This window comes from Dyadobacter sp. HNCC25DJ187 (assembly GCF_056895255.1).
In genome coordinates, this window is the sequence record NZ_JBXHAT010000001.1 from 1,274,460 (window position 1) to 1,297,187 (window position 22,728).

16 protein-coding genes and 1 riboswitch are annotated in these 22,728 nt (G+C 42.8%); of the genes, 8 read left to right on the top strand and 8 right to left on the bottom strand.

Features of this window, described 5'->3' with window-relative positions; all coding sequences use genetic code 11:
- The first annotated feature begins 162 nt into the window (after positions 1-162).
- Complete coding sequence (locus AC1XUE_RS05235; protein ID WP_483354880.1) at positions 163-711, top strand: DUF4468 domain-containing protein; 549 nt, start codon at positions 163-165, stop codon at positions 709-711.
- 5 nt (positions 712-716) lie between these two features.
- Here the strand turns inward: AC1XUE_RS05235 and AC1XUE_RS05240 are convergent, their stop codons facing one another.
- Both AC1XUE_RS05240 and AC1XUE_RS05245 read right to left on the bottom strand, forming a co-directional pair.
- Positions 717-1,826 carry a lipase family protein gene (locus AC1XUE_RS05240; RefSeq protein ID WP_483354881.1) on the bottom strand — a complete coding sequence of 370 codons (1,110 nt, stop codon included), beginning with the start codon at positions 1,824-1,826 and terminating at the stop codon, positions 717-719.
- A 40-nt stretch (positions 1,827-1,866) separates the two neighbouring features.
- Positions 1,867-2,694: an SGNH/GDSL hydrolase family protein gene (locus tag AC1XUE_RS05245; protein WP_483354882.1), complete on the bottom strand. Its 828-nt coding sequence runs from the start codon at positions 2,692-2,694 to the stop codon at positions 1,867-1,869.
- A gap of 122 nt (positions 2,695-2,816) precedes the next feature.
- Here AC1XUE_RS05245 and AC1XUE_RS05250 point away from each other — a divergent pair, with 122 nt between their 5' ends.
- Together AC1XUE_RS05250 and AC1XUE_RS05255 are read left to right on the top strand one after the other, a co-directional pair.
- Positions 2,817-3,317, top strand: a complete 501-nt coding sequence (locus AC1XUE_RS05250; protein ID WP_483354883.1) for a methylated-DNA--[protein]-cysteine S-methyltransferase — start codon at positions 2,817-2,819, stop codon at positions 3,315-3,317.
- A gap of 42 nt (positions 3,318-3,359) precedes the next feature.
- Complete coding sequence (locus AC1XUE_RS05255) at positions 3,360-3,812, top strand: hypothetical protein (protein WP_483354884.1); 453 nt, start codon at positions 3,360-3,362, stop codon at positions 3,810-3,812.
- Between the two features lie 24 nt (positions 3,813-3,836).
- On the opposite strand, the gene AC1XUE_RS05260 is transcribed toward AC1XUE_RS05255, so the two are convergent.
- From AC1XUE_RS05260 to AC1XUE_RS05280, 5 genes are all read right to left on the bottom strand, one after another.
- Positions 3,837-5,363: an ArnT family glycosyltransferase gene (locus AC1XUE_RS05260; RefSeq protein WP_483354885.1), complete on the bottom strand. Its 1,527-nt coding sequence runs from the start codon at positions 5,361-5,363 to the stop codon at positions 3,837-3,839.
- Between the two features lie 180 nt (positions 5,364-5,543).
- Positions 5,544-5,834: a hypothetical protein gene (locus AC1XUE_RS05265; RefSeq protein ID WP_483354886.1), complete on the bottom strand. Its 291-nt coding sequence runs from the start codon at positions 5,832-5,834 to the stop codon at positions 5,544-5,546.
- A gap of 227 nt (positions 5,835-6,061) precedes the next feature.
- Entirely contained in the window at positions 6,062-7,357 is a 1,296-nt protein-coding gene (locus AC1XUE_RS05270; protein WP_483354887.1) for an efflux RND transporter periplasmic adaptor subunit, read from the bottom strand.
- A 3-nt stretch (positions 7,358-7,360) separates the two neighbouring features.
- Positions 7,361-11,665: a CusA/CzcA family heavy metal efflux RND transporter gene (locus tag AC1XUE_RS05275; protein WP_483354888.1), complete on the bottom strand. Its 4,305-nt coding sequence runs from the start codon at positions 11,663-11,665 to the stop codon at positions 7,361-7,363.
- A gap of 88 nt (positions 11,666-11,753) precedes the next feature.
- Complete coding sequence (locus AC1XUE_RS05280; protein WP_483354889.1) at positions 11,754-12,080, bottom strand: DUF6660 family protein; 327 nt, start codon at positions 12,078-12,080, stop codon at positions 11,754-11,756.
- Between the two features lie 728 nt (positions 12,081-12,808).
- Here AC1XUE_RS05280 and AC1XUE_RS05285 point away from each other — a divergent pair.
- The 5 genes from AC1XUE_RS05285 (at position 12,809) to AC1XUE_RS05305 (ending at position 21,680) form a co-directional block, all read left to right on the top strand.
- On the top strand, positions 12,809-15,178 hold the full coding sequence (locus AC1XUE_RS05285; protein WP_483354890.1) for a TonB-dependent siderophore receptor: 2,370 nt from the start codon (positions 12,809-12,811) through the stop codon (positions 15,176-15,178).
- A gap of 86 nt (positions 15,179-15,264) precedes the next feature.
- Positions 15,265-16,380, top strand: a complete 1,116-nt coding sequence (locus AC1XUE_RS05290) for a PepSY-associated TM helix domain-containing protein (RefSeq protein WP_483354891.1) — start codon at positions 15,265-15,267, stop codon at positions 16,378-16,380.
- A 292-nt stretch (positions 16,381-16,672) separates the two neighbouring features.
- A riboswitch (cobalamin riboswitch) is annotated at positions 16,673-16,860 on the top strand.
- A gap of 138 nt (positions 16,861-16,998) precedes the next feature.
- Positions 16,999-19,293, top strand: coding sequence for a 5-methyltetrahydropteroyltriglutamate--homocysteine S-methyltransferase (gene metE / locus AC1XUE_RS05295; RefSeq protein ID WP_483354892.1), 2,295 nt, complete (start codon positions 16,999-17,001; stop codon positions 19,291-19,293).
- 286 nt (positions 19,294-19,579) lie between these two features.
- Entirely contained in the window at positions 19,580-20,548 is a 969-nt protein-coding gene (locus AC1XUE_RS05300) for a methylenetetrahydrofolate reductase (RefSeq protein ID WP_483354893.1), read from the top strand.
- A 253-nt stretch (positions 20,549-20,801) separates the two neighbouring features.
- Positions 20,802-21,680 (top strand): cation diffusion facilitator family transporter, encoded by an 879-nt coding sequence (locus AC1XUE_RS05305; protein ID WP_483354894.1) that lies wholly within the window; start codon positions 20,802-20,804, stop codon positions 21,678-21,680.
- Between the two features lie 60 nt (positions 21,681-21,740).
- Here AC1XUE_RS05305 and AC1XUE_RS05310 read toward each other — a convergent pair whose 3' ends face one another.
- Entirely contained in the window at positions 21,741-22,727 is a 987-nt protein-coding gene (locus tag AC1XUE_RS05310; RefSeq protein WP_483354895.1) for an FAD:protein FMN transferase, read from the bottom strand.
- Position 22,728 lies beyond the last annotated feature (1 nt).

A 22,728-nucleotide genomic window follows, 5' to 3' on the forward strand; every position in this document is an offset into this window, starting at 1 on the left:
TTTTTAGTGCTAAGTGATTTTCTCTGCTATATTACAAAATTGATACCTGTGCATCATTATATCTATCTCAACCTACTTTACTTTTTTACAAAATACCATAGCCCAACCTTTGACATTCCATCCATTAATCTATACTTTGCAACGTACCATTCGTAATCAACATTGAAATATTTCATTCTGGGGGCACTGATCCTTATTTCCGGCGCTACTTATTCTCAAGACGGAAAGCTCCTGCTCGACGCCAATAAAAAAGCTACATATAGTGATCAATCTTCCACGAAAAAAAGTAAGGAAGAGTGTTTCAAAATAGCTCAAAGATGGATTTCTGATACATTTGGTAATTATGAAAATGCTGTAGTTAAGCAGGATACGCAAGCCGGACTTTTGGAAATTAATTCTTATGTTCCGGTACAGACATCATTGTACGACTATGTCCGTTTTGACCTGACTCTCAACATGGATAATCAGGGATACAAGGTCACGATCACTAACCTAGATGGTACTTCTCAACTACGTTCGCCGGCAAGATTGGGAATTAAGGAGAACAATCTGGTAGCAGAAAAAGAAATGTTGGTGAAAACAGAAAACAGCAAGAAAAAAAGATCAGAATTGCAGGGGCAACTAGATCAGGCAAAAGCAGACAATGATCGCGTAAACGATGCCATGTTCAAAGTGCTGGCTAGCCTGAAAGAATACATTGCGTCACACTAATCTGGCTATTCCAGTTTCTCTGCCAGGTTCAGATATGCTGCCGGTAAGTGATGCTGCCAAATGTTGGGATTGGAAGGATCGTTATTAAACAATTTGAAATAATCCTCGTTTGCATGTAGTGCAATGGTATTTCCGGTTCTCACATAATAGTTACTGTTGAAATACTTAGGGGCTTCAAATTCGGGAAATTGCTTTTTAACGGTTTGAGACACCATTTTCCCCAGATATTTCTGGTAATTTTTGCGCGCTTTGTAACTTGGCTTACTCATCTGATTGTAAGCGTATTTTAAAGCCAGATTCTTCGGAAATTTTTGTTTTTTGATCTGTGCCTTAGCACCATGAAAAGGATTCACTGCTGTAAAATCATCTACGGTTTGAACGGTGAAAGGAACATCAGGAACCCAGTCGGCGGTGTTGACCACATTCACAGCCCAGCCGTCCCTGTTGAGATTTTCATATTCATAGGCAAAAAACAGATTACCTGGTTTAGGACCTGCGCTGCAATAGGTTTTAAAAAGAACATCAGCCGGAAGCTTACCAGTTTTCTTCAGGTTTTCAAGATGGCTTTTTAGAAGAAAAACGATTCCTCCTCCCTGACTATGCCCTGTGAGAATAAATTCTTTCATACCCGTTTTATAACAGGAATCTACCTTGGATACGATATCTCCCGACAAATACGCCATAGACACAAGCCAACCCACATGTACTGCTGCATTGGGATGATCAGCCAGATGATAATCAAAAGTGAAATTTTTACTTAATTTCAAGGTACCTTTAGCAGGAACCATCGCAGCATAGAAATTAGCCAAAAAACTAGCTTCTGTCTGCGTTGTGCCTCGCACGGCAATCATACCCAGTCGATCATTTTTTTTCCATAGATCCCACAAATTATCAAACCCGACACTTTTCGACCGGTATACCTGTTTGAAATGCGCCGGTTCCGGAACCGTTTTGACATCCTGCCATTTATCAACATCAATATGTACCTTATGATTTACTTTCAGCGTTTCAATATACTCTGATTTATCAAAGTAAGGTTTCAGGGGTTGGGCGTGAGAGATTGCCGATTGTAACAGCAATCCAAGTAAAACCGCAAACTTCTGTCTGGCTTTCATAATAGATGGTTCTGAGTGCGTAAATATAACCAATAACTGTTTATCTCAGCTTCTTCCACTTTGCTTCAAGCATATCGGCGATGATCCTGTACCCCTCGTCAGAAGGATGCAAGCCATCATACGTCATATAGATAGATTCTTCAGGATATGGATAAGCATCTTTCTCCGGATCAAAAGGAATAGTTGTATAATCAGGATACTGAAAATTTGTATACGTACCTGTATCCGGATTACGTAACTTTTTAAAGTGAACCATCTTTTCCAGCGTCATGGCGCTATCATGGTATAAATCCACGACTGGCATTTTATCTTTTTTCCCAATCTCCACTATGGCATTGGCAAACTGTTCCAGGGATTGTTCGTTCTTCAATCTGTAGGAGCCAAAAGCATTATTTTTCGGATTATTAATATATACAAAGTCACCTCTTTGCATAGGAGTGATCAGAATGATCCTTGCCTTTTTGTTCAGTAAACGAAGCTTATCCGTGATGATTCGGAAAGCACCATATACGGTACCTGAACCTGTGTTATCCTTGTAGTTGCTATAGGTTCCCAGTGCTTTGCCCTGCCACCAGTCATTCGTTCCGAGGAATATCGTATACACATCAGCTTTGGTCAGCTCTAAGGTTTCAATCTTATCCGCAATATTTACCGAGGTCCATCCATTATACCCTTTATTAATGTAGCTTACCTGCGGATGCCTTTCGGTGATCAATGTCAGGTAGCCCTTGGTTACGCGGTTGCCTGTTTGTTCCTTGTGGTCATTCAGATAAGTAATGGAATCTCCGATAGCTACCCACGTTATTTCCCGCGGAGCAGTACCGAGGCAGAATAGAAGCAACAGAGAAAGAAGTATTGACTTTTTCATACACTGCAAATTTGAAAGCGTTTTGAATCCGAATTAAAGCAATAAAGTAAAATTACTTCCGTGGTTACCTTTATTAAATAATTTTTATACAAACAGACCATCATTTGACAGTTGTCTATAGCATGAACCACTTTAAAGTAATTAAATCCCCGGTAGGAGAACTTACACTTATTGCTACTAAAAATGGACTTGCCGCAATATTATGGGAAAATGATAAAGCCGGACGAGTGAAGGTGGATCCAGGCGAAGTCCATGAAACACATCCTTTACTTCTGGAAACTGAAAAACAGTTGGCTGAATACTTTTCTAAAAAACGGACTATTTTCAATTTGCAACTGGACTTTATCGGTACCGATTTTCAGAAAAGTGTTTGGACAGAATTACTTAAAATTCCATTCGGCGAAACGCGTACATATGGAGCTATTGCCAAAAAACTGGGAGACATAAAAGCCGTACGTGCCGTGGGCGCGGCTAATGGAAAAAATCCTATCTCTATTGTTGCTCCATGCCATCGTGTAATAGGTGCATCGGGAGAACTAACGGGATTTGCCGGAGGATTGCATAACAAGGATTTTCTGCTCCGACTTGAGCGTACAGAGAAAGCACCTACGTTCTGGGATTAGCTGATTAAATATACAAATCCAATTAATTATCAACCCTACCTTATGAAAACCCTTTTCACTATTTTGATTGCCACAATCGCTATGGCTTCCTGCCAAAAGGAAAACAAAACTTCTGTTGAATCACCTCTGCTGCCAGGAACCTGGAAATTAATATCCAGTAAAATCATAACGAAAACAGATACAGCCATCACCTTTCCTGTTGCAAATCGTGAAATGATCAAAATGTTCACAGATAAGGAATTCGCTTTTTTCAATCATAATATCCGGGCAACGTCCAAAGACTCAGCGGTGTTTTCGGCCGGAAGCGGAACCTATGAGCTTAAAGGCGAAGATTATACCGAGCACCTGACCTATTGCAACTACCGGGAATGGGAAAACCATGATTTTCATTTCAAACTAAAACTCAAAAATGACACACTTATCCAGACGGGAGTCGAGAAAATTGACAGTCTGGGTATCAATCAGGAGATTATTGAAATGTATGTAAGAAAATAGTTCGCTTATCCCCACAAGGCAGACTTATTTCCAGCGGGCATTTTCGATATCCGATTTCAGGATTTCATTGATTGATACTGTAGCACTTTCCAGCGTATAAATACTGGTGCCAGCCTCACGTGCATATTTCGACTCAATATTACCTGCCCGTCTGATCGTACGAAAGAGCGGTTTCTCCTTGTTTCGATCCGGATCGTCATCGTCTGCATTTTGAACAAGAATAACATTCACGATTTCCTCATCCAGCGGAAACCAGTTGATATAATCCGCGTTGACCGTTACCGCACCAATATCCTTAAATGCTGAATAATAGTTAATCGCACCCGCCTGCCCATAGTTGTCGCATAAAACAACAGTGTGTTTTTTATCTTTCAGTTTAGCGTATTCACTGTCAACTTTCGCTGCAAGCTCTTTCCACCCGAGCATATCTGCAAAATCCTGAGGCAAGGCATGATCCTTTCCGTCTTCCCACCGCAACAAACCCAGTGGTTTGAAAGATTCCGGGTGAGCTGCAATTGCCTCAGGACTTTGTAACGGAAAAGCTATTTTTACGACTGGCAGGAATGCCGCAACAATGAGCGTAATCGCAGCGACACGAAGCCACATCCATCGTTCCTGAATCACATTTTCAAGGTATACAGATCCGAAAGCCAGTAAAATAGGATACAACCCAATGGCATAATAGCCTTTGGCCCGTGCTGCAACAAAAATGCCTAACGAGAACAGGAAAGACCAAAAGAAAACGCGGTACTTCCTGAATGGCTGATAAGTAAAAAAGCCAATCAAAGCTGCAATCATCACAAATACTGAACTGGAAAAATACAGTAGCTGCTCTTTTAGAAAATCCCCTCTGTTTACATTCACAAGCTGGGTTTTCGAAAGCAATTTCATGTGATGAACCACGGGCCAGTTGTTTTGATACTGCCATATCAGATTGGGAGCAATCAAAAGCAACACCAACAACGCCGCGAGATAGAGATGCCTGTTCATGAACAGCCGATACTGGCCTGCCACTAAGAGCGCAGGAGCCAATCCAGCCAGCAGAAATACAATATTATACTTATTCAGAAAAGCCAGTGCTGCTACCAGCGCAGCCCTATACAGCCAATTGGATTGCCCTGTTTTCAGATATTGAAGGAACATGTAATACAGTGCCGTCCATGCCAGTACATCGAAGGAATTAGGCTGATACAACATGTTGATCCGCAGCAAAACAGAAAAAGTCACAGCCATTGCTGCCAGAATCTGCGCGAAGAGTTTGCCGCCCAGTGCCTCTGTTGCCTTCCAGACCACAACCATCGTGAGCACCCCGTACAGCGCCGGAAAAAATTTTACCCAGAATTCAGAACCACCTAAGGCCAGAATCAGCCACGAGCTCCAGGATGTCAATGGCGGCACCGACAAATATCCCCAAGCCAGATGTTTACCCAGATCAATATGCAGGTATTCGTCACGCTGAAGATCATATTCAGGAGAAATGATTAAACAATGAATTCCGAATTTCAGGATAATAAAAAACCAAAGAACCAGTGTATTGCGGGAAAGGGTCATTATATATTTCGACAGTTTGTTCGTTAGTGGCAGTTCAGGCTACTAAGATAGGTCACGAAACCGCTATTTTGCGATTCAGGAATTACGATAAGAAATAAGCCGTTTACGCTAGACAGGCAAACGGCTTATTTGGATGATGATTGAAAATCAATTTCTTTGCTCCATCAGGACAGCAGAATACTAACGATTGTTCCTGCGAATACTATCCAAAGCCTTGCGACCATCAAGGTCGTCGTGCTCCTGAATTCGCTTTGTGCGATCCAGATTCGCAAATCGACTTAACTCTTTGAATTCTTCTCTGGATAAAGTGTTCCATCTGGAATATGTCTTTACCGGAGACTTAACACTTGTAACCTTCGATTCCCGAGATCCGAATCCGGGAGTTAGAAATGCTACGAAGAAGGTAAATAATGCGACAACTGAAAGTTTTGAAATCCACGAAGGGTTCAATTTGATGGTTTTCCGTTTCATTAATAGGGAGAGTAGGTTTTCACGCCACTAAAATACAAAAAAATGTAGAAATACATCCCCACTATTCTACAAAAACAAATAATTATCTATTAAAAATGCCAAAATAAAATTTATGCCAGAAGAAATATTTTAGTGCTTAGGCCATTTGTCTGTGAATAAATTGTATTAGAAAGTAAACTATTAACTGGCCTCATCATCATTATCTCGGCCAACAGTTTCACACATCATCAATGCGCATGCTCACCTCCTGAATTTGTCATTTTAGCCAACACAAAAAATGCGCCTTTCACCACCACTTTTGCATGATTTGGGATAGGTTTTAATAATGTAATTTCCGTATAGCCCACGTCTGTCGTTCCTTTTGCTATGGCAATTTTTTCAAAAATAACATCAGTGGTACTAGCTGGCTTCTGCTTTTCTTGATGATCATGACTAAGATCAGAATCAGCTTTGTCGTGCGAATGACTTTGCTCGGAATGTTCATTTTCTTTATGCGGATCATTAACGATAAAGATGTAATCCTGTCCTCTGTGATTTACAATTGCTTCGGTTGGCACAGCGGGTACGGTTGCTTTTTCCAGACTCACAGCAGCGGTGATATTCATTCCATCGATCAATCCCGATTTATTGCCCATGACTTTGGCATGTACCGATACCGCCTTACTTTCACCTTCAAATGAAGATCCAAGTGAAAAGATACGGGCATCATATTCTTTTCCAGGCGCATTGGTTAATGTAAAATGAATAATCTGGTTGTTGCGGAGTTTTGGAAGGTCTTTTTCAAATACATGCAAATCAAGGTGTAACTGGCTGTTATCGACAATCGTTGCAATGGCTGTCGACAAATCTACATAACTCCCGATCTGAGCAGTTACATCACTCACTACTCCGGAGATCGGACTTTTTACTCTGATACTGGATATAAGTTTACCATCACGAATCATTGCAGGATCAATCCCCATCAATCGAATTTGTTGTTCCAGCGCATTGCGACGTGTACGAAGGGTTTTACGTTCCGTATCCGCAACTTGAAAATTTCTCAAGGCGCCGGCATTTCCGGCAGATAGCTCCTTCTGCCGGTTGTACTCGATGTCAGCCAGTGCTATGCGATCATTTACGGACACAAACTCCTCCTGCGAGCGCATAAAATCGGGATTGGCTAATGTTGCCAGAACCTGCCCTTTTTTCACAACGTCCCCAGGTTGAACCTGCAAGCTCTGAATCACTCCGTTATACAGCGAGTTAACTGTAGCACGATTTTGATTAGGGACCTTCAGGGTTCCGTTCGCTTTCAACGCCGCTGTGAGCTCTTTCTCTTCCACTGTACCTATTTCAACACCTATGCTTTTGATTTGTGCAGCAGTCAGACTGGTTGTATTGGGATTTTCATGGTTGTCTGCCATGTCTGCTTCTACGTGTTGTTCTGATCGATGTTCTTGTCTATCAGAGGCACCTTTCTCTCTGCACGATAAAATCAGGTAGTCAAACGCAAGTACACTTATGATCATTAATATCTTTTTCATTGCTTATCGATTCAGAAAATAATTGAATTGAATAACAGACTGGTTGTAGGCATTCAGACTATCCAGATAGCTGCGGCGGATGTCTATGGCCTGCGTTAAAAACTGAGACAGTTCTGTAAAACTGATCTCACCCTGCTTGTAAGCAAGTGTAGCCGACCTGATCATTTCCGATGCCTGCCCCAGCCCAGTGGTTTCATAAAAAGAGAGCAAAACCTCATTTTTATCAACCTCTTGTCGTATTTGCTCGCTTTGTGTCAGGAAAAGCTGCTGACTATAGGCAAGCTGCTTTTGCTGCAAGTCCACTTCCGCTTTCGCAGCATTTACACGGTTTCGGTATGCACCGGCGCCGAATAACGGAAAAGCCGCACTCACGGAAAAGCCCGTGAACGGATCACTCAAACCATACAAACGCTGGGAAAAGAATCTGCCGGAAAAATCAGGCTTGTTCTCACTTCTGGCTAATGATACACCTGCGCTTGCAATAGCAACATTGCTCTGTTGCAGGTCCAGAGAAGGATGGGTTATTGGCTGAGTTTTCTCTGTTAGGGACAGTTTTTGCAAAGAACTATCGGGCGGAAGATAGCGCTGTTGCACATTTAATAACTGCATCAGCAAACTTTGCTGAATCCTTATTTCTATGGCTGTCTGTGTTACAAAAGCTTTCATTTCCCGCGACCTGGTCATGGAACCAATACTATCCAGCCCAGGCACATATCCGGTACGCGCCCTTAAAGCTGTAGTTTGATTCAAAGTAGTAAAAATACTGTCTAGACGCAGAAACAGTCGCTCCTTGTCCTGCAGATACCATAGCTGATAGTATACTGAATAAATATCCTTTTTCAGTTTGGTACCTATTAAAGCACCACTTGCTCTTAAAGCTTCAAGCTGCTGCTGATAAAGATTTTTCTGAGCTTTATACAGACCTGGCCAGGGGAGAGTTTGTGACACTCCAATTTTTAAAATGCCCTTACGGTCGGTCGGCCTTAGGTCTTCATTCTCAGCAAAAACACCCGTTTTAGGTATCAATACAGCTGATTTAATCTGAAATTCTCCCTGTATCACGGCCAGGCGGTTTACTTCCAATTCCAGATTCGATTTACCGGCATTCAGAAGATGCTCTATCCGCACTCTTTCTCCCGTGACATTTTGTGCATTCGCATTTCCCCAAATCATCATAAAGATTACTGCTACTACGGTTCCGGATATTTTTCCTTTGGCTTTGTCGAACAGAATGTAAAGTAATGGCAGCACAATCAGAGTAAGAAACGTAGCAGAGACCAATCCCCCTATTACGACGGTGGCCAGTGGTTTCTGTACTTCCGCTCCGGCCCCGGTTGAAAGCGCCATAGGAATGAAACCAAAAGAAGCGACCGTTGCAGTCATCATTACAGGTCTCAGCCTTATTTTAGCCCCTTCAATCACTCTGGGAATGAGTCGTTTAAACCCACTCTTCTCTAATTGATTAAAAGTACCTATCAACACAATTCCATTCAACACTGCCACCCCAAACAGCGCAATGAACCCGACACCTGCTGAAATACTGAATGGCATGTCTCTCAGCAATAAAGCGAACACGCCTCCAATCGCACTCATGGGAATTGCCGTATAAATGAGCAGAGATTCTTTAAACGAACCGAATGTAAAATACAGTAGCACAAAAATCAGCACAAGAGCAATTGGCACTGCGATTAACAAACGAGACGTTGCTTTTTGCAGATTTTCAAAAGTACCTCCGTATGTGATATAGTAACCTGTTGGAAGATTTGCGCCTTCCAATTTTGTTTGTATATCTTGAACCACACTCTGTACGTCACGCCCGCGCACATTAAAGCCGATAACAACACGACGTTTTCCATCTTCACGACTGATCTGAGCCGGCCCCTCTTTAAAGGATACATTTGCCACCTGTGCCAGCGGAATTTGTGTCCCGTCGGCCAGCGCAACAAATAAATCGCTGACATCTTCGATGGAAGAGCGGTTGGCACTATCCAGACGTACCACCAGATCAAACTTGCGTTCATTTTCAAAGACCACTCCTGCTACTTCCCCGGCAAACGCAGTCCGTACTGTACGATTAATATCCTGGATATTCATCCCGTATCCGGCAATTTTAGCGCGATCGTACTCAATAGTAATTTGCGGCAGACCAGTAGTACGTTCTATTTGCGGGCTGGTTACGCCTTCCACCGACCGAATCATTTTGGCAATCTCTGGTGCTATGGCAGCAAGCGTATCTATGTTTTCACCAAACACCTTAATGGCTACATCTTGTCTTACGCCGGTCATTAATTCATTAAAACGCATTTGAATCGGCTGATTGGATTCGAAAAATACCCCGGGAATGTCTTCCAGTTTTTCTTCCATCTGCTTTGCCAGCTCCGAATAGCTTTTGGTACCGGTCCAATCATTTTTATGTTTTAGGACGATAATCAGATCAGTAGCTTCGGGCGGCATCGGATCGGTAGGGACTTCTGCACTTCCGGTTTTCCCTACCACCATTTTTACCTCCGGAAATGTCTTTATAATCCGGCTTGCCTGCATGGAAGTTTCTACACTTTGGGTTAAGGAAGTTCCTTGCGGAAGTATGCAGTGAAATGCGAAATCGCCTTCTTCCAACTGAGGTATAAACTCTCCTCCCATTCTTAAAAAAATGAAAACAGCCACGGCAAAAACTGCAATGGTACCTGCAACTGTCGCAATTCTAAAACGTATTGCTCCTATCAGAACAGGTTGATAAATTGCCTGCAGGTGATCCATCATTTTATCTGATAGCGTTTTATGATGCGAGGAAACTTTTGGCAGAATCAAGGCGGCCATCATCGGTATATAGGTCAGCGACAAGATCAAAGCCCCCAGAATGGCAAACGAGACGGTCTGCGCCATAGGTTTGAACATCTTACCTTCAATGCCAACCAAGGCCAGGATTGGGATATAAACGATCATGATAATAATCTCTCCGAAGGCTGCACTTGTCCGTATCTTCGATGCAGATTCATACACTTCCTGATCCATTTCATCCTGTGTGAGTGCCTGCGTAGTTTTCCTCAGTGCCAAATGATGCAGTACTGCTTCAACTATAATCACCGCACCGTCCACGATCAAGCCAAAGTCGATGGCACCCAGGCTCATCAGATTGGCTGATACTCCAAAGGTATTCATCATTCCCAAAGCAAAAAGCATGGAAAGAGGTATGGCAGAGGCCACGATTAAGCCTGCCCGGAGGTTGCCCAGAAACAAAACCAGAACCAATACTACAATCAGTGCACCTTCAATGAGGTTGGTCTTAACTGTGTTCACTGCCCTGTCGACCAGTTCAGTTCTGTCGAGATAGGCTTCAATCTCCACATCTGCAGGCAATGATTTTTTTATTGTCTGGATGCGATCTTTTACACGCGCTACAACAGCTTCGCTGTTGGCACCTTTCAACATCATCACAATGCCACCTACTACTTCTTTCTCACCATTATAGGTCACGGATCCATACCGAACAGCATGCCCCAGATGCACCTCCGAAACATCGCGGACTAATACCGGAATACCATTCACATTCTTAACCACAATGGCACGGATGTCATCCAGGGATGAAACCAGACCAATACCTCGTATAAAGTAGGCATTAGGTTTCTTATCAATATAAGCGCCGCCTGTATTCTCATTGTTTTTTGCCAAAGCAGTGAATACATCGGTAATGGAAACGTTCATTCCTTTCAGCTTCTGAGGATTGACAGCCACCTCGTATTGTTTCAAAAGACCGCCAAAGCTATTTACCTCTGCTACTCCTTTGGTTCCATAAAGCTGACGTGCGACAATCCAATCCTGCATAGTTCGCAGGTCCATGGCCGAATACTTACTCTCTGCGCCCTTTTTGGGGTGTAACACATATTGATATACTTCCCCCAAACCTGTACTCACTGGTGCAAGTTGTGGTGTTCCAAGTCCTTTCGGAATTTTATCTTCAGCCTCTTTAAGTTTCTCCCCGATAAGCTGACGAGCAAAATAAATATCTATATCATCCTCAAAAACAACGGTGATCACTGAGAGACCAAACCGGGAAATAGAACGCATTTCAACCAGATCAGGCAGATTTGCCAGGCTTTGCTCAACGGGATAGGTAACCAGCTGCTCCGTCTCCTGAGCCGCCAGTGTTGGTGTCAATGTGATAATCTGAACTTGATTATTTGTAATATCGGGAACGGCATCCACTGCTAAGCGGGATGCACTCCAAAGTCCCCATACAATAAGACCGAGCGTGAAAATGCCCACAATAAGCTTATTGCGGATCGAAAAATAAATGATTCTATCCAACATTTTTGTTTAACGTAAAAAGTGTGCAGACATAGCCCGTCAATGGCTAATAGGTAGCCATCGTAACAAACCAAACTGAAAACGAAACATGTTAAACCAGGCGTGGGGGTTGCCAGATCAGTCCTGTGTTAGTCTGACCAGACGCAGCTTTGTACTGAAAAGATTTCTCGGGGATAAAAGATAAAGTTGAGGGCAACGCCAATCCGAAAAAAATCGGTGGCATTGTTACAGTAGCGCAACAGGAACAAATACACAAAGGAGAACAATAGTCGCCTCCATGCTCCCGGTGATCGACTTCATGATGAGCAACTTCCCGAAAAACGCTGCTTTCATACGCAACACCGACGGGTCCATCCTGGCAGGGAAAGCAGGATAAGATTCCGATGTAAAATGCCAGTATGATCAGCGAGAATTTCATGGAGCAAAGATATGCCCTGATCCCGTGCAACAGGTAGGCAAAAACAAAAATTGATAATCTTATGCGTGTACGCATTGTATAGCAAAACAAACCGTAGCTATCTTTGCGATTAATAAGATGCGAAATACTCTGCTTTACATATGGCTTATTGCAACCATCCTACCGACATTCAGTCAGTGGGGAACAATTGCATATTACCAGATTAACAAGCAATATATTACTCGGGTATTATGCGAAAACCGCGACAGACCGCAGTTAAATTGTAACGGACAGTGCTATCTGGCCAAAACTCTAAAAGCCCAACAAGAGAAAGAGGATAAACAAACCAGTGACCGGGTTCATAATTTGCCTGTCGTTCAGCTATTCGCATATGCTGTTACCTCCTTCCAATTCTTACCAGGGTATTTCAAAAATATTCGTCGGGTAAACTTTACTTACAAACTGAACGCCTACCAGGCACACCTCTCAGTTCTGGTACCACCACCCTGTTTGGCCTGACCTCTCTTCATTTTCACGAGTTGACACGATGAACTTCATCCACTGACTTTCTTCTTGCTGTTCATAAAACATGACATGAAGAACCGTTAGCAATACCTGTTGATTTTTATCCGTGTTTATTGCTGTCAACCTTTTCAGGCTGCAGTGCTCGTCTTGTAAATTCAATACTCATTTCGTTCTCTGTTGTATTCAGCATGTCTGTGCAACAGGCTTTTATTCATATTACTCAAATGAAATTTCAATATATTTTACTTTTTCTGTTGACGATCATCAATGGAAGCTATTCACTTGCGCAACCGGGATCAGGAACGATCAGCGGCCGTATCATCAATGCAGATCAGGAACCTGTTACAGGTGCAAGTATCAAACTTCTGAATACCACGCTGGGAATTTCTACGAATGACACGGGTGGATTCAGCTTGTTCGGCGTTATTCCGGGATCCTATATTTTGTCGGTTTCCAATATTGGGTATACAGCCTACACGCAGCATTTGCGTATTACAGAAGGAAAAAATCCATTTATTACGTTGCAACTTTCTGAAAGCAGACAGGAATTGAAAGAAGTGGTGATTACAACCAGTAAAAACCGTTATCAAGTACTGGCATCGGGAACTTCAACACGCTTGAATACACCGCTACTTTCAACACCTCAATCGGTACAAGTGCTGGGTTCACAGGTATTGAAAGACCGCCAGGCGTTTACACTCAACGAGATCGCAGGCACATTTACGGGCATGAAAGCCAACAATGGAAACGGCTCGTTTCAAATACGCGGTTTTACTGCTTACTCACCCAATGATGCCAGCTTTTTACTTTATAACGGAATTCGTGGAAACCTGTTTTTATGGAGTCAGCAGCCTTTGCTTTACAATATAGAATCGGTAGAATTGCTACGCGGGCCCTCTGGCGCCTTGTTCAGCGAAGGTTCTCCGGGAGGTGTTGTCAATTTTATTACCAAACAGCCTTTATCCGAGAAAAAGGCAAGCATTGAACTATCTCTGGGAAGCTGGGCATTCAGACGGGCCTCGGTTGATTTCACTGGTCCGCTTACCCAAAATAAAAAGCTTTTGTACCGCGCCATTGTTGGTTATGACCGTTCCAAAAGTTTCAGGGATTACCAGGATAAACAGAATTTATTTGTTGCACCATCTCTGACTTATCTGGTCAACAATAATACATCGGTCAATCTGGAGGTAAACTATGCTTATCAGAAGGCGGTGCATCAGTACGACAACGGGAGCTATATCTATTCCCGGCCTGATGGCAGTTTTGATTTTAATTATTACCCTCACCATCTGACCATTCAGAGCCCTACGGATTATGGTAAGACCCACAACGCATCCGCCACGCTGAGTTTCAACCACAAGGTCAGCCAGAACCTGAAACTAAATGTCGTACAGCGCATTGTGAGAAATACGCTTGACTACACAGATCATATCCCTTCGGGCAGAATCCGCAACGATTCCATCAGTCGGGGATATCAGGATTGGGAAACAGACAGATTCAGTTTGCAAACGACAGCCTACGCCACTTACACAGCAAAAACCGGTTTACTCGGTCATCAGATCGTTGCCGGTGTTGATTACAACCGATATGGCTGGACAAAAAATGACTACCAGTACAAAAGCTCTACAAGGATTTCTATCCTCAATCCCGATTATACAGGAAGTGTTCCTGACGCATCCGCGCCTGTTATTGAATCCGATGATAACAAGCGTGTTACCAATCTGATAGGAGGATATATTCAGGATCAGGTCAGTGTAGGTGAGAAATTGAAAGTTCTTTTGTCGCTGCGCTATGATGCTTATCATGGAAAAGAAACGCCACTGTCGGATAGAGACGGCAAACAGGGCGACCAGTTGGAAGCATCCGGATGGATTCCAAGAATAGGTTTGGTGTATCTGCCGGTAAAAAATGTATCGATTTACGGTACTTATCTCAAATCCTTCAATCCACAGACATCAAATAATATACTAGCTGGCGGCCCATTCCCTACCCGGCAATCTACTCAATATGAAGTTGGTTCCAAAGCTGACCTGATCGACAACCACTTATCGGCCAGTGTATCTCTTTATCAGATCAACTATGCCAACATTCTTACCGCTGCCCCGACCGAGGAAAATTCACACCGCCAGGCCGCCATTGATGGCACGCGTAGCCGTGGAACAGAGTTTTCGCTGACAGGTAATTTAAAAGGATTGAATCTGATTGCCGGATACGCCTTCAATGAGCACGTTCTGATAAGCACCTCTTCATATGGAAAGAAAGGCGACCGGTTCGCCAATGCTCCTAAGCATCAGGTGAATTTTTGGGGAAAATATACGCTGACATCCGGTACGCTGAAAGGATTGGGAGCAGCAGCAGGCATGCGATACGTAAGTAATCAGGTTGGTTTACTCAGCAACCAGAATTTCCTTTTTCCCGAGTATACCGTATTTGACGCAGCACTCTCCTACCATCGTAACCGATATGTGTTTCAGGTAAATGCGTATAATCTGACCAATAGGCATTACTTGACAGGAAGCCGATCAGGTATGACTACAGCAGGACTCGGAGATCCTTTCAATATACGTATCGGGTTGAGTTATCAACTATGGTGAATCAGAAAGAAGGGCATTGATTGCCCTTCTTTCTGATATTAAATTTTGAGCAATGAACCTAACAAACAATATCACGTGACCGAAATATGGCTAAAGTGTCAATTAAAAGAAGTCTGTTTACGTTACACAGCTGGTTTGGTCTGGTGACAGGTGTGTTTCTGATATTGCTGGGACTCAGCGGATCCATACTTGTTTTTCGTACCGAGCTGGATTCATTCCTGAATAAAGACCTGCTTCATGTTATTCCTTCTCAGAACGAGAAGAGAGATAAGGCGCTATCACTGTGTTACGACACGATTACCAAACGCTATCAGGATCTGGACGGAATTGCCTGGCTCAACCCCGATGCAAAACCTGATGAAGCTTATAATTTCAGAATCTATTTTAACGATACCCGGTTATTCACCTACGATCTGGCGCTGATCTCGTTTGATCCCTACACCGGTAAAATTCTCCGCGAAGGCCCCGCAAGCCATTTTACACCCAGCTTTATAGAATGGCTATTACAGTTTCATTTCAGCTTTCAACTGGGTGTTCCGGGCGCGGCCCTTACCGCTATCTTCGGAATTACGATGCTGATTTCACTGCTCACCGGCGCTGTTGTTTACAATAAGATGATCTGGAAGGTGCTTACTTTTCGTATCCGAATTAACAGAAAAAACTGGCGAACGATCTGCTCGGATCTTCACCGTATTGTGGGCGTGTGGTCTATGCTGATCAACATGATCATTTTCTTCACGGGATTCTGGCTGAACATGTTTGCATTTAAAGGCAAGACATGGCAAAATGAATTGATTTCAACCAAACCAAATACCCTGATGTCAGTATCTGCCGATGACATGTACAAAAGGGCGTTGGCTGCTTTACCGGGATTGGAACCTACCTACGTGTATCTGCCTACCCAGCCTCAACGCAAGTTTGAAGTGAGAGGATATGCGGATGGCCAATGGCAAATTTGGGGTAGCGGCAATTCTGTCCGCTTAGACCAGCATAGCGGTGAAATACTGCAGATCAACCGTTTGATTGAAAAACCATTACCAGATCGACTTGAGGCAGCAGTATTTCCCCTGCATGTCGGCAACTTTGGTGGTGTAGTTGTAAAAATTCTATATGTAATCGTCGGAATCACACCCGGAATGCTTTCTATCACGGGATTTCTCCTTTGGTGGCGGCGTGTACGCAAAGGAAAACGCTCCCGATAGTACGATGCGGTAAACGATCTCCCGACTGTTCCGCAATCTGGTTTATTCCTTAACAATCGGGTGTATCGTAGACATAATATCTTCAACCTTAAAAGATCTCTTACGCTCTGACGACACAGATTAATTATCTATTTCTTACTGAAAAAACAATCCGAAAAGATCAAAAATCTAGACATTCAAATTATTAATAGATTTTATATCCTTTAAAATTATACTTATTCAGAAATAAAATCTTTATATATAGATTTGTAAGGATTTTTAGTCTAATCGATAGACTAATTCATTGTTCTTTTACATAACACTGGAATGGGTTTCTGATGAAAGTCGGAATGAAAAGGGAATCGTGTAAGAATCACGAGCTGTCGCGCAACTGTATTTAACATCTCCACTGTCGTTCAAAGTATGTCCACTGATTTTCGGATTGGGAAGGACGAACGCCAGGTTATAAGCCAGGATACCTGCCTGTTACCAGATAGACAATGTTTGCGCGAATAACAATATGATTCTGAAGAGTTTATTACTTCTATGACCATTCATCTCTATTATTACTTATTTAGCGAAACATTGCCTGGTTGTGCAAAACATTTTTAACTATTTTTTTATCAAACAGTCAAGAAAATGTTAACACAAAATTTGGGCTACCCGCGGATTGGTGGACAAAGACAACTCAAAAAAGCTTCTGAACAATTCTGGGCAGGAAAAATTGAAGTTACCGAACTTCAAAAAGTAGGTCAACAGATCAGGGAAGAAAACTGGAAAACGCAACTGGATGCCGGTATTGATCTCATCCCTTGTAATGATTTCAGCTTTTATGATCAAACATTGGATACAAGCATTTTGCTTGGAGTGATACCTGAGCGTTATGAAGCAGTTCTCGCGGAAACAAAAAATGAGCTGGATGTATATTTCGCTATGGCCCGTGGTTACCAAAAAAACGGTCTTGATATTACAGCCATGGAAATGACCAAATGGCTTGATACCAATTACCACTATATTGTTCCGGAATTCAAAGCAAACCAGCAGTTCCGCGTTTCAGATGGAAATATCTTCCACGAATACAACAAAGCAAAACAGGTTGTTGGAAAAAAAGCGAAGCCAGTTCTGTTGGGACCTGTGAGCTACCTACTGCTCGGAAAAGAAAAGGAAGCTGGTTTTGAAAGAGTTGACCTCATTAAAAATCTGGTACCTGTTTATATTGAAATTATCAACCGTCTTGCCGGACTTGGCGCAGAATGGATTCAGCTGGATGAGCCAACCCTTGCACTCGATCTTTCTGAAAAAGAAAAAGAAGCGTTTGAATCTGCTTACCGTAGTATTGCTGCTCAGGTGAACGGCGTTAAAATACTGGTAGCAACCTACTTTGATGCATTGCTGGACAACACGTCATTGGCTGTCAATCTGCCGGTGCAGGCTCTGCATATTGACCTGGTTCGTGCAGCAGACCAGTTGGATGAAGTCCTAACATGCATTCCGGATCAACTTATTTTATCCTTAGGTGTGGTCGACGGGCGTAATGTTTGGAAAAACGATTACGAAAAGTCAATCGGCCAAATCAATAAGGTAATTGAAAAACTGGGTTCTGATCGGGTGATGATTGGGCCGTCATGTTCCTTGCTTCACAGTCCTATTAATCTTGATCTGGAAACAGCACTTGATCCTGAGATTAAAAATTGGATGGCATTTGCGAAACAGAAACTAGACGAGGTAAACGATCTCAAGCAAATAATTGATGGAAATAGTGCCATACTGGAAATTAACAAAGCCTCTATTGCCAGCAGACGGTCTTCCCAGAAAGTTCATAAGCAAGTAGTGAAAGACCGACTAGCAGCGATTACCACCACAGATTTTGAACGTACAAGTACTTTTCCGGTTCGTCAGCAAATACAGCGGGAACGCTTCAATTTGCCTGCATTCCCGACGACAACCATCGGATCTTTTCCTCAGACGGATGACATACGTCAACTGCGCTCCAAGTTCAAAAAGAGCGAGCTAACTGTGGAAGAATATGAAAAAGCAATCAAACAAGCTACCATTGATGCAATCCGCTGGCAGGAAGAAATTGATCTCGATGTACTGGTACATGGGGAGTTCGAGCGTAACGACATGGTTGAATACTTTGGAGAGCAACTTGAAGGATTCCTGTTTACCCAAAATGGTTGGGTGCAAAGCTACGGCAGTCGTTGCGTGAAGCCACCAGTTATTTATGGAGATATAAGCCGTCCTTCCGACATGACCGTTCGGTGGAGTACGTTCGCAGCAGCACAAACCAACAGACCTATGAAAGGAATGTTGACAGGCCCGGTGACAATTCTGCAATGGTCGTTTGTCCGCGACGACCAGCCCCGCGAAGTGACTACTAACCAGATCGCATTTGCAATTCGCGATGAAGTACAGGCATTGGAAAAAGCGGGTATTGGTATTATTCAGATAGACGAAGCGGCGATCCGCGAAGGCTTGCCACTACGTAAATCCCAACGTCCACATTACCTGAATTGGGCAGTAAATGCTTTCAAAATCACAGCCAGTGGTGTACAGGACAAAACTCAGATTCATACACACATGTGCTACAGCGAATTCAATGATATCATTGAGCACATTGCAGCTATGGACGCGGATGTGATCACAATAGAAACTTCCCGCTCTCAAATGGAATTACTGGAAGCATTTGCTCATTTCGATTATCCGAACGAGATTGGGCCTGGCGTTTACGATATTCACTCACCACGCATACCATCTACGGAAGAAATGACTTCACTTCTGGAAAAAGCCGCAAATTTATTGCCGGCTCAGAACTTATGGGTAAATCCCGACTGCGGTTTGAAAACCAGAAAATGGCCGGAAACGAAAGCTGCTCTTGAAAATATGGTAACTGCAGCAAAGCAGGCGCGGGAATTGATAACAATCATTGCATAACACGATATAAGGCAGGGCAAATATGACTGCTCTGCCTTATTTAAAAGACGATTTGTATCGGTACAGGAATCCGGGAAAAAGTATTTTTAAAGAGTATGTTTGAAACATTACCTTATACTTAAACACGGCTCAACACAAACGGATTAATGGTAAGAAAGCAGATAGTGAGAGATATTTTGAATATATTTCGGGGTTAAAGACAAAGGCATTCTAAACCTGCGGAGAAAAAGAACACTTATTACTTTACAATACATAGAAGAGGCACAGCCGCCAATAGAAATCTATCATGTTTCTACAAAAAATAAAATCTAAGGAATCAGGTGTAATGCTTTATGGCATCACTCCGCCAAAAGCCAGTACCACTGCCGAGCGCATTGAGGAAATTGCAAATAAGACAGTAGAGCGTTTGTCGTCACTAGATATAGATGCACTGGTAGTGTATGATGTACAGGACGAGTCAGCCCGGACCAAAGAGGAAAGGCCATTTCCGTTTATTAATGCGCTGGACCCACTTACATTTGCTACTCAGCATTTAGGAGGATTAAATGTGCCCAAGATCATTTATCGTCCTGCCGGCAAGTTCTCTCCCGAAGAGATATCTGAGTGGCTTCAGCAACTGCATGCACATCAGTTCCATCCTGTCTTCGTAGGCGTTCCCGCACCGGATTTTCCGGTAAAAACCAGTTTACCACAAGCGTACAAAATCTGGGAAACGTATCAGGAAACATCAGTTATCGGAGCGGTTACCATTCCGGAAAGACATGAAGTGCTCAAAGATGAGGATGTAAGAATGCTTGATAAAATGGACAGCGGTGTATCCTATTTCATTTCTCAATGTGTTTTTGACCTTGCCTATGCAAAACAAGTTGTCAAAGACCTTTCGGCGAGCTGTGCAAGTAAGCAGATAGATCCGCCGACGATTATATTTACCATCACAGCGTGTGGCTCTCCTAAAACACTTAGTTTTATGGAATGGCTTGGTATTCATATACCTGAGCAGCTAAAAAGAGAGTTACTGGCAGAAGAGGATATGCTTGACAGATCAGTCAGAGTTTGTCTGGATATAGCTTCTGAGCTTACGGCTTACTGTGTGGAACATGCCATTCCTTTCGGTTTCAATATTGAAAGCGTTGCCATTCGCAAAACAGAAATTGAAGCATCCATTGACATGGCGAATTCGATCTCAGGAATGCTGATAGAGAAAGGAATACGGAAATCTGTAGCATATCTTGACCTACAATCCAGTGCTGAATAGGCATCTTATCGTTAAAATTTTATACAGAAAGAAAATTAATTTGGGTCTGATAACGCCCTTATCAATCATTTTGAGGGCGCGATATGGTTATATCTGAAGAATTAATTGTTGCCTACTGCTATATGGATAAATGGTATCACCGAAAAACTTATTTTTGTACCTCAAGCTTACAAATTCTGGTCATTGAATAATTGCGTGGCAGCTGTTCCTAGCCACTTTTTAGTATATTTGATCCTGTACCTTATTCATTCACATGCCAGAACCCAGTCCGCACGAAAAAGCAATAAGTACGACATATTTCAGCATTTTCAGCAGTGCGGGCTTAGCTATCATTAAAGGAGCTGCCGGGTACTTTGGTAATTCCTATGCATTGGTGGCAGATGCAATCGAATCAACCGCAGACATTTTCGCATCCGTGTTGGTTCTGTTCGGGCTTAAATATACCAGCCGACCTGCGGACAGTAATCATCCCTACGGTCATGGACGCGCTGAACCACTTTTCACCTTTTTGGTTGCAGGTTTTCTGATTGTTTCTGCCGTAGTTATTGCTTATGAAAGCATTCAAAATATCCGTACGCCGCATGCTCTTCCTGAGCCATGGACACTTGCTGTAATAGCACTCATTATTGCCTGGAAAGAATATTCATTCCGAAAGGTGATGACCAGAGCCATAGAAACCAATAGTTCTTCACTCAAGGCAGACGCCTGGCACCACCGCAGTGATGCTATCACATCTGTAGCCGCCTTTATAGGAATCTCCATCGCGTGCATAATGGGGCAGGGTTATGAGTCCGCCGACGACTGGGCTGCTTTGTTCGCCGCTGTTTTTATTCTTTATAACTGCTACTCTATTTTCAGGCCGGCGTTAGCGGAAATCATGGATGAAAATCTATACGATGAGCTGGAGCAACAGATAAGGGAAATCTCCGTCATAGAACCGGGAATTTTAGGTACCGAAAAATGCTGGATCAGAAAAGCGGGATTGACTTACCACATTGAACTTCATGCCATTGTTGACGGCGATATTCCTGTTCGTGACGGGCACATCCTCTCTCATAAATTGCAGGATAGGCTGAGAAAGAACTTTCCTGAGCTCGGAAATATTCTGATTCATATTGAGCCAGATAAATAGCACCTTCTTGCTTCAAAACACTTAAAGTTCAGTAATCAGCCCTCCGACCTCTTTAAAAGATCATAGTTTCCTGCTTCGGATTATTTTTTCCTTATCAGTTATAAAAACATATTTATAGTCAGGATAGCTGTTCATTAATCTGAGACCTTCCTCAACACCAACGACCATGATAGAAGTGCTTAAGGCATTGGCAAATTCAGCACTTGGCCCAACGATAGTAACGCTTGTAAGGCCGGTAGATGGATAGCCTGTTTTAGGATTAATGATATGCGAGTAACGCTTCCCATTTATTTCAGCATACTTTTCATAGCTTCCGGAAGTAGCTACTGAACTAATTTTGATTTTAAGAATTTTCACAAATTTTCTGACTTTAAAAGGATTTGTAACACCAATGTTCCAGGGTTTACCATTTACCTGTTCTCCCCAGGCTGAAAGATCTCCTGACGCATTTATAATCCCTCCTGTTATACCATCAGCTTGCAAAATTTCCCGGCCCTTATCCGCTGCATAACCTTTGCCGATAGAGCCAAAGCCAATTTTCATACCCGGTAGGGACAGATAAATTGTGGAATTGCTACTATCCAGAACAATATGATCATAGCCTACTTTTTTTACTGACTGTTGTACCAAGGAAGAATCAGGCATATGGGTCATACTGCCATCATAAAGCCATAGCTTATCCATAGCTGCTATACTGATGTCAAATGCACCATCGGTCATTCGGGAGTAATCAATGGCTCTTTTGGTCAGGGCAAACACTTCCTGATCTACTTTTACGGGCCTGATTCCTGCATTTCTGTTCACCTCGGAAATCTGAGTATCAGGTCGCCATTCGGAGATCAGATTTTCAATTCTTTCAATTTCGACAACTGCCAAGTCAATTGCAACATTTGCCCGGACAGAATCCTTTGCGACTACGCTGATATCAAACAAAGATCCCATGAGTGTCATTTGCCGTTTTACCAGCAACTGGGCATAACAGGAAAATGAGCATCCTATCATCAGAATGCTCATCAAACCATATGAAAATCGTTCTTTTCCGGTCATT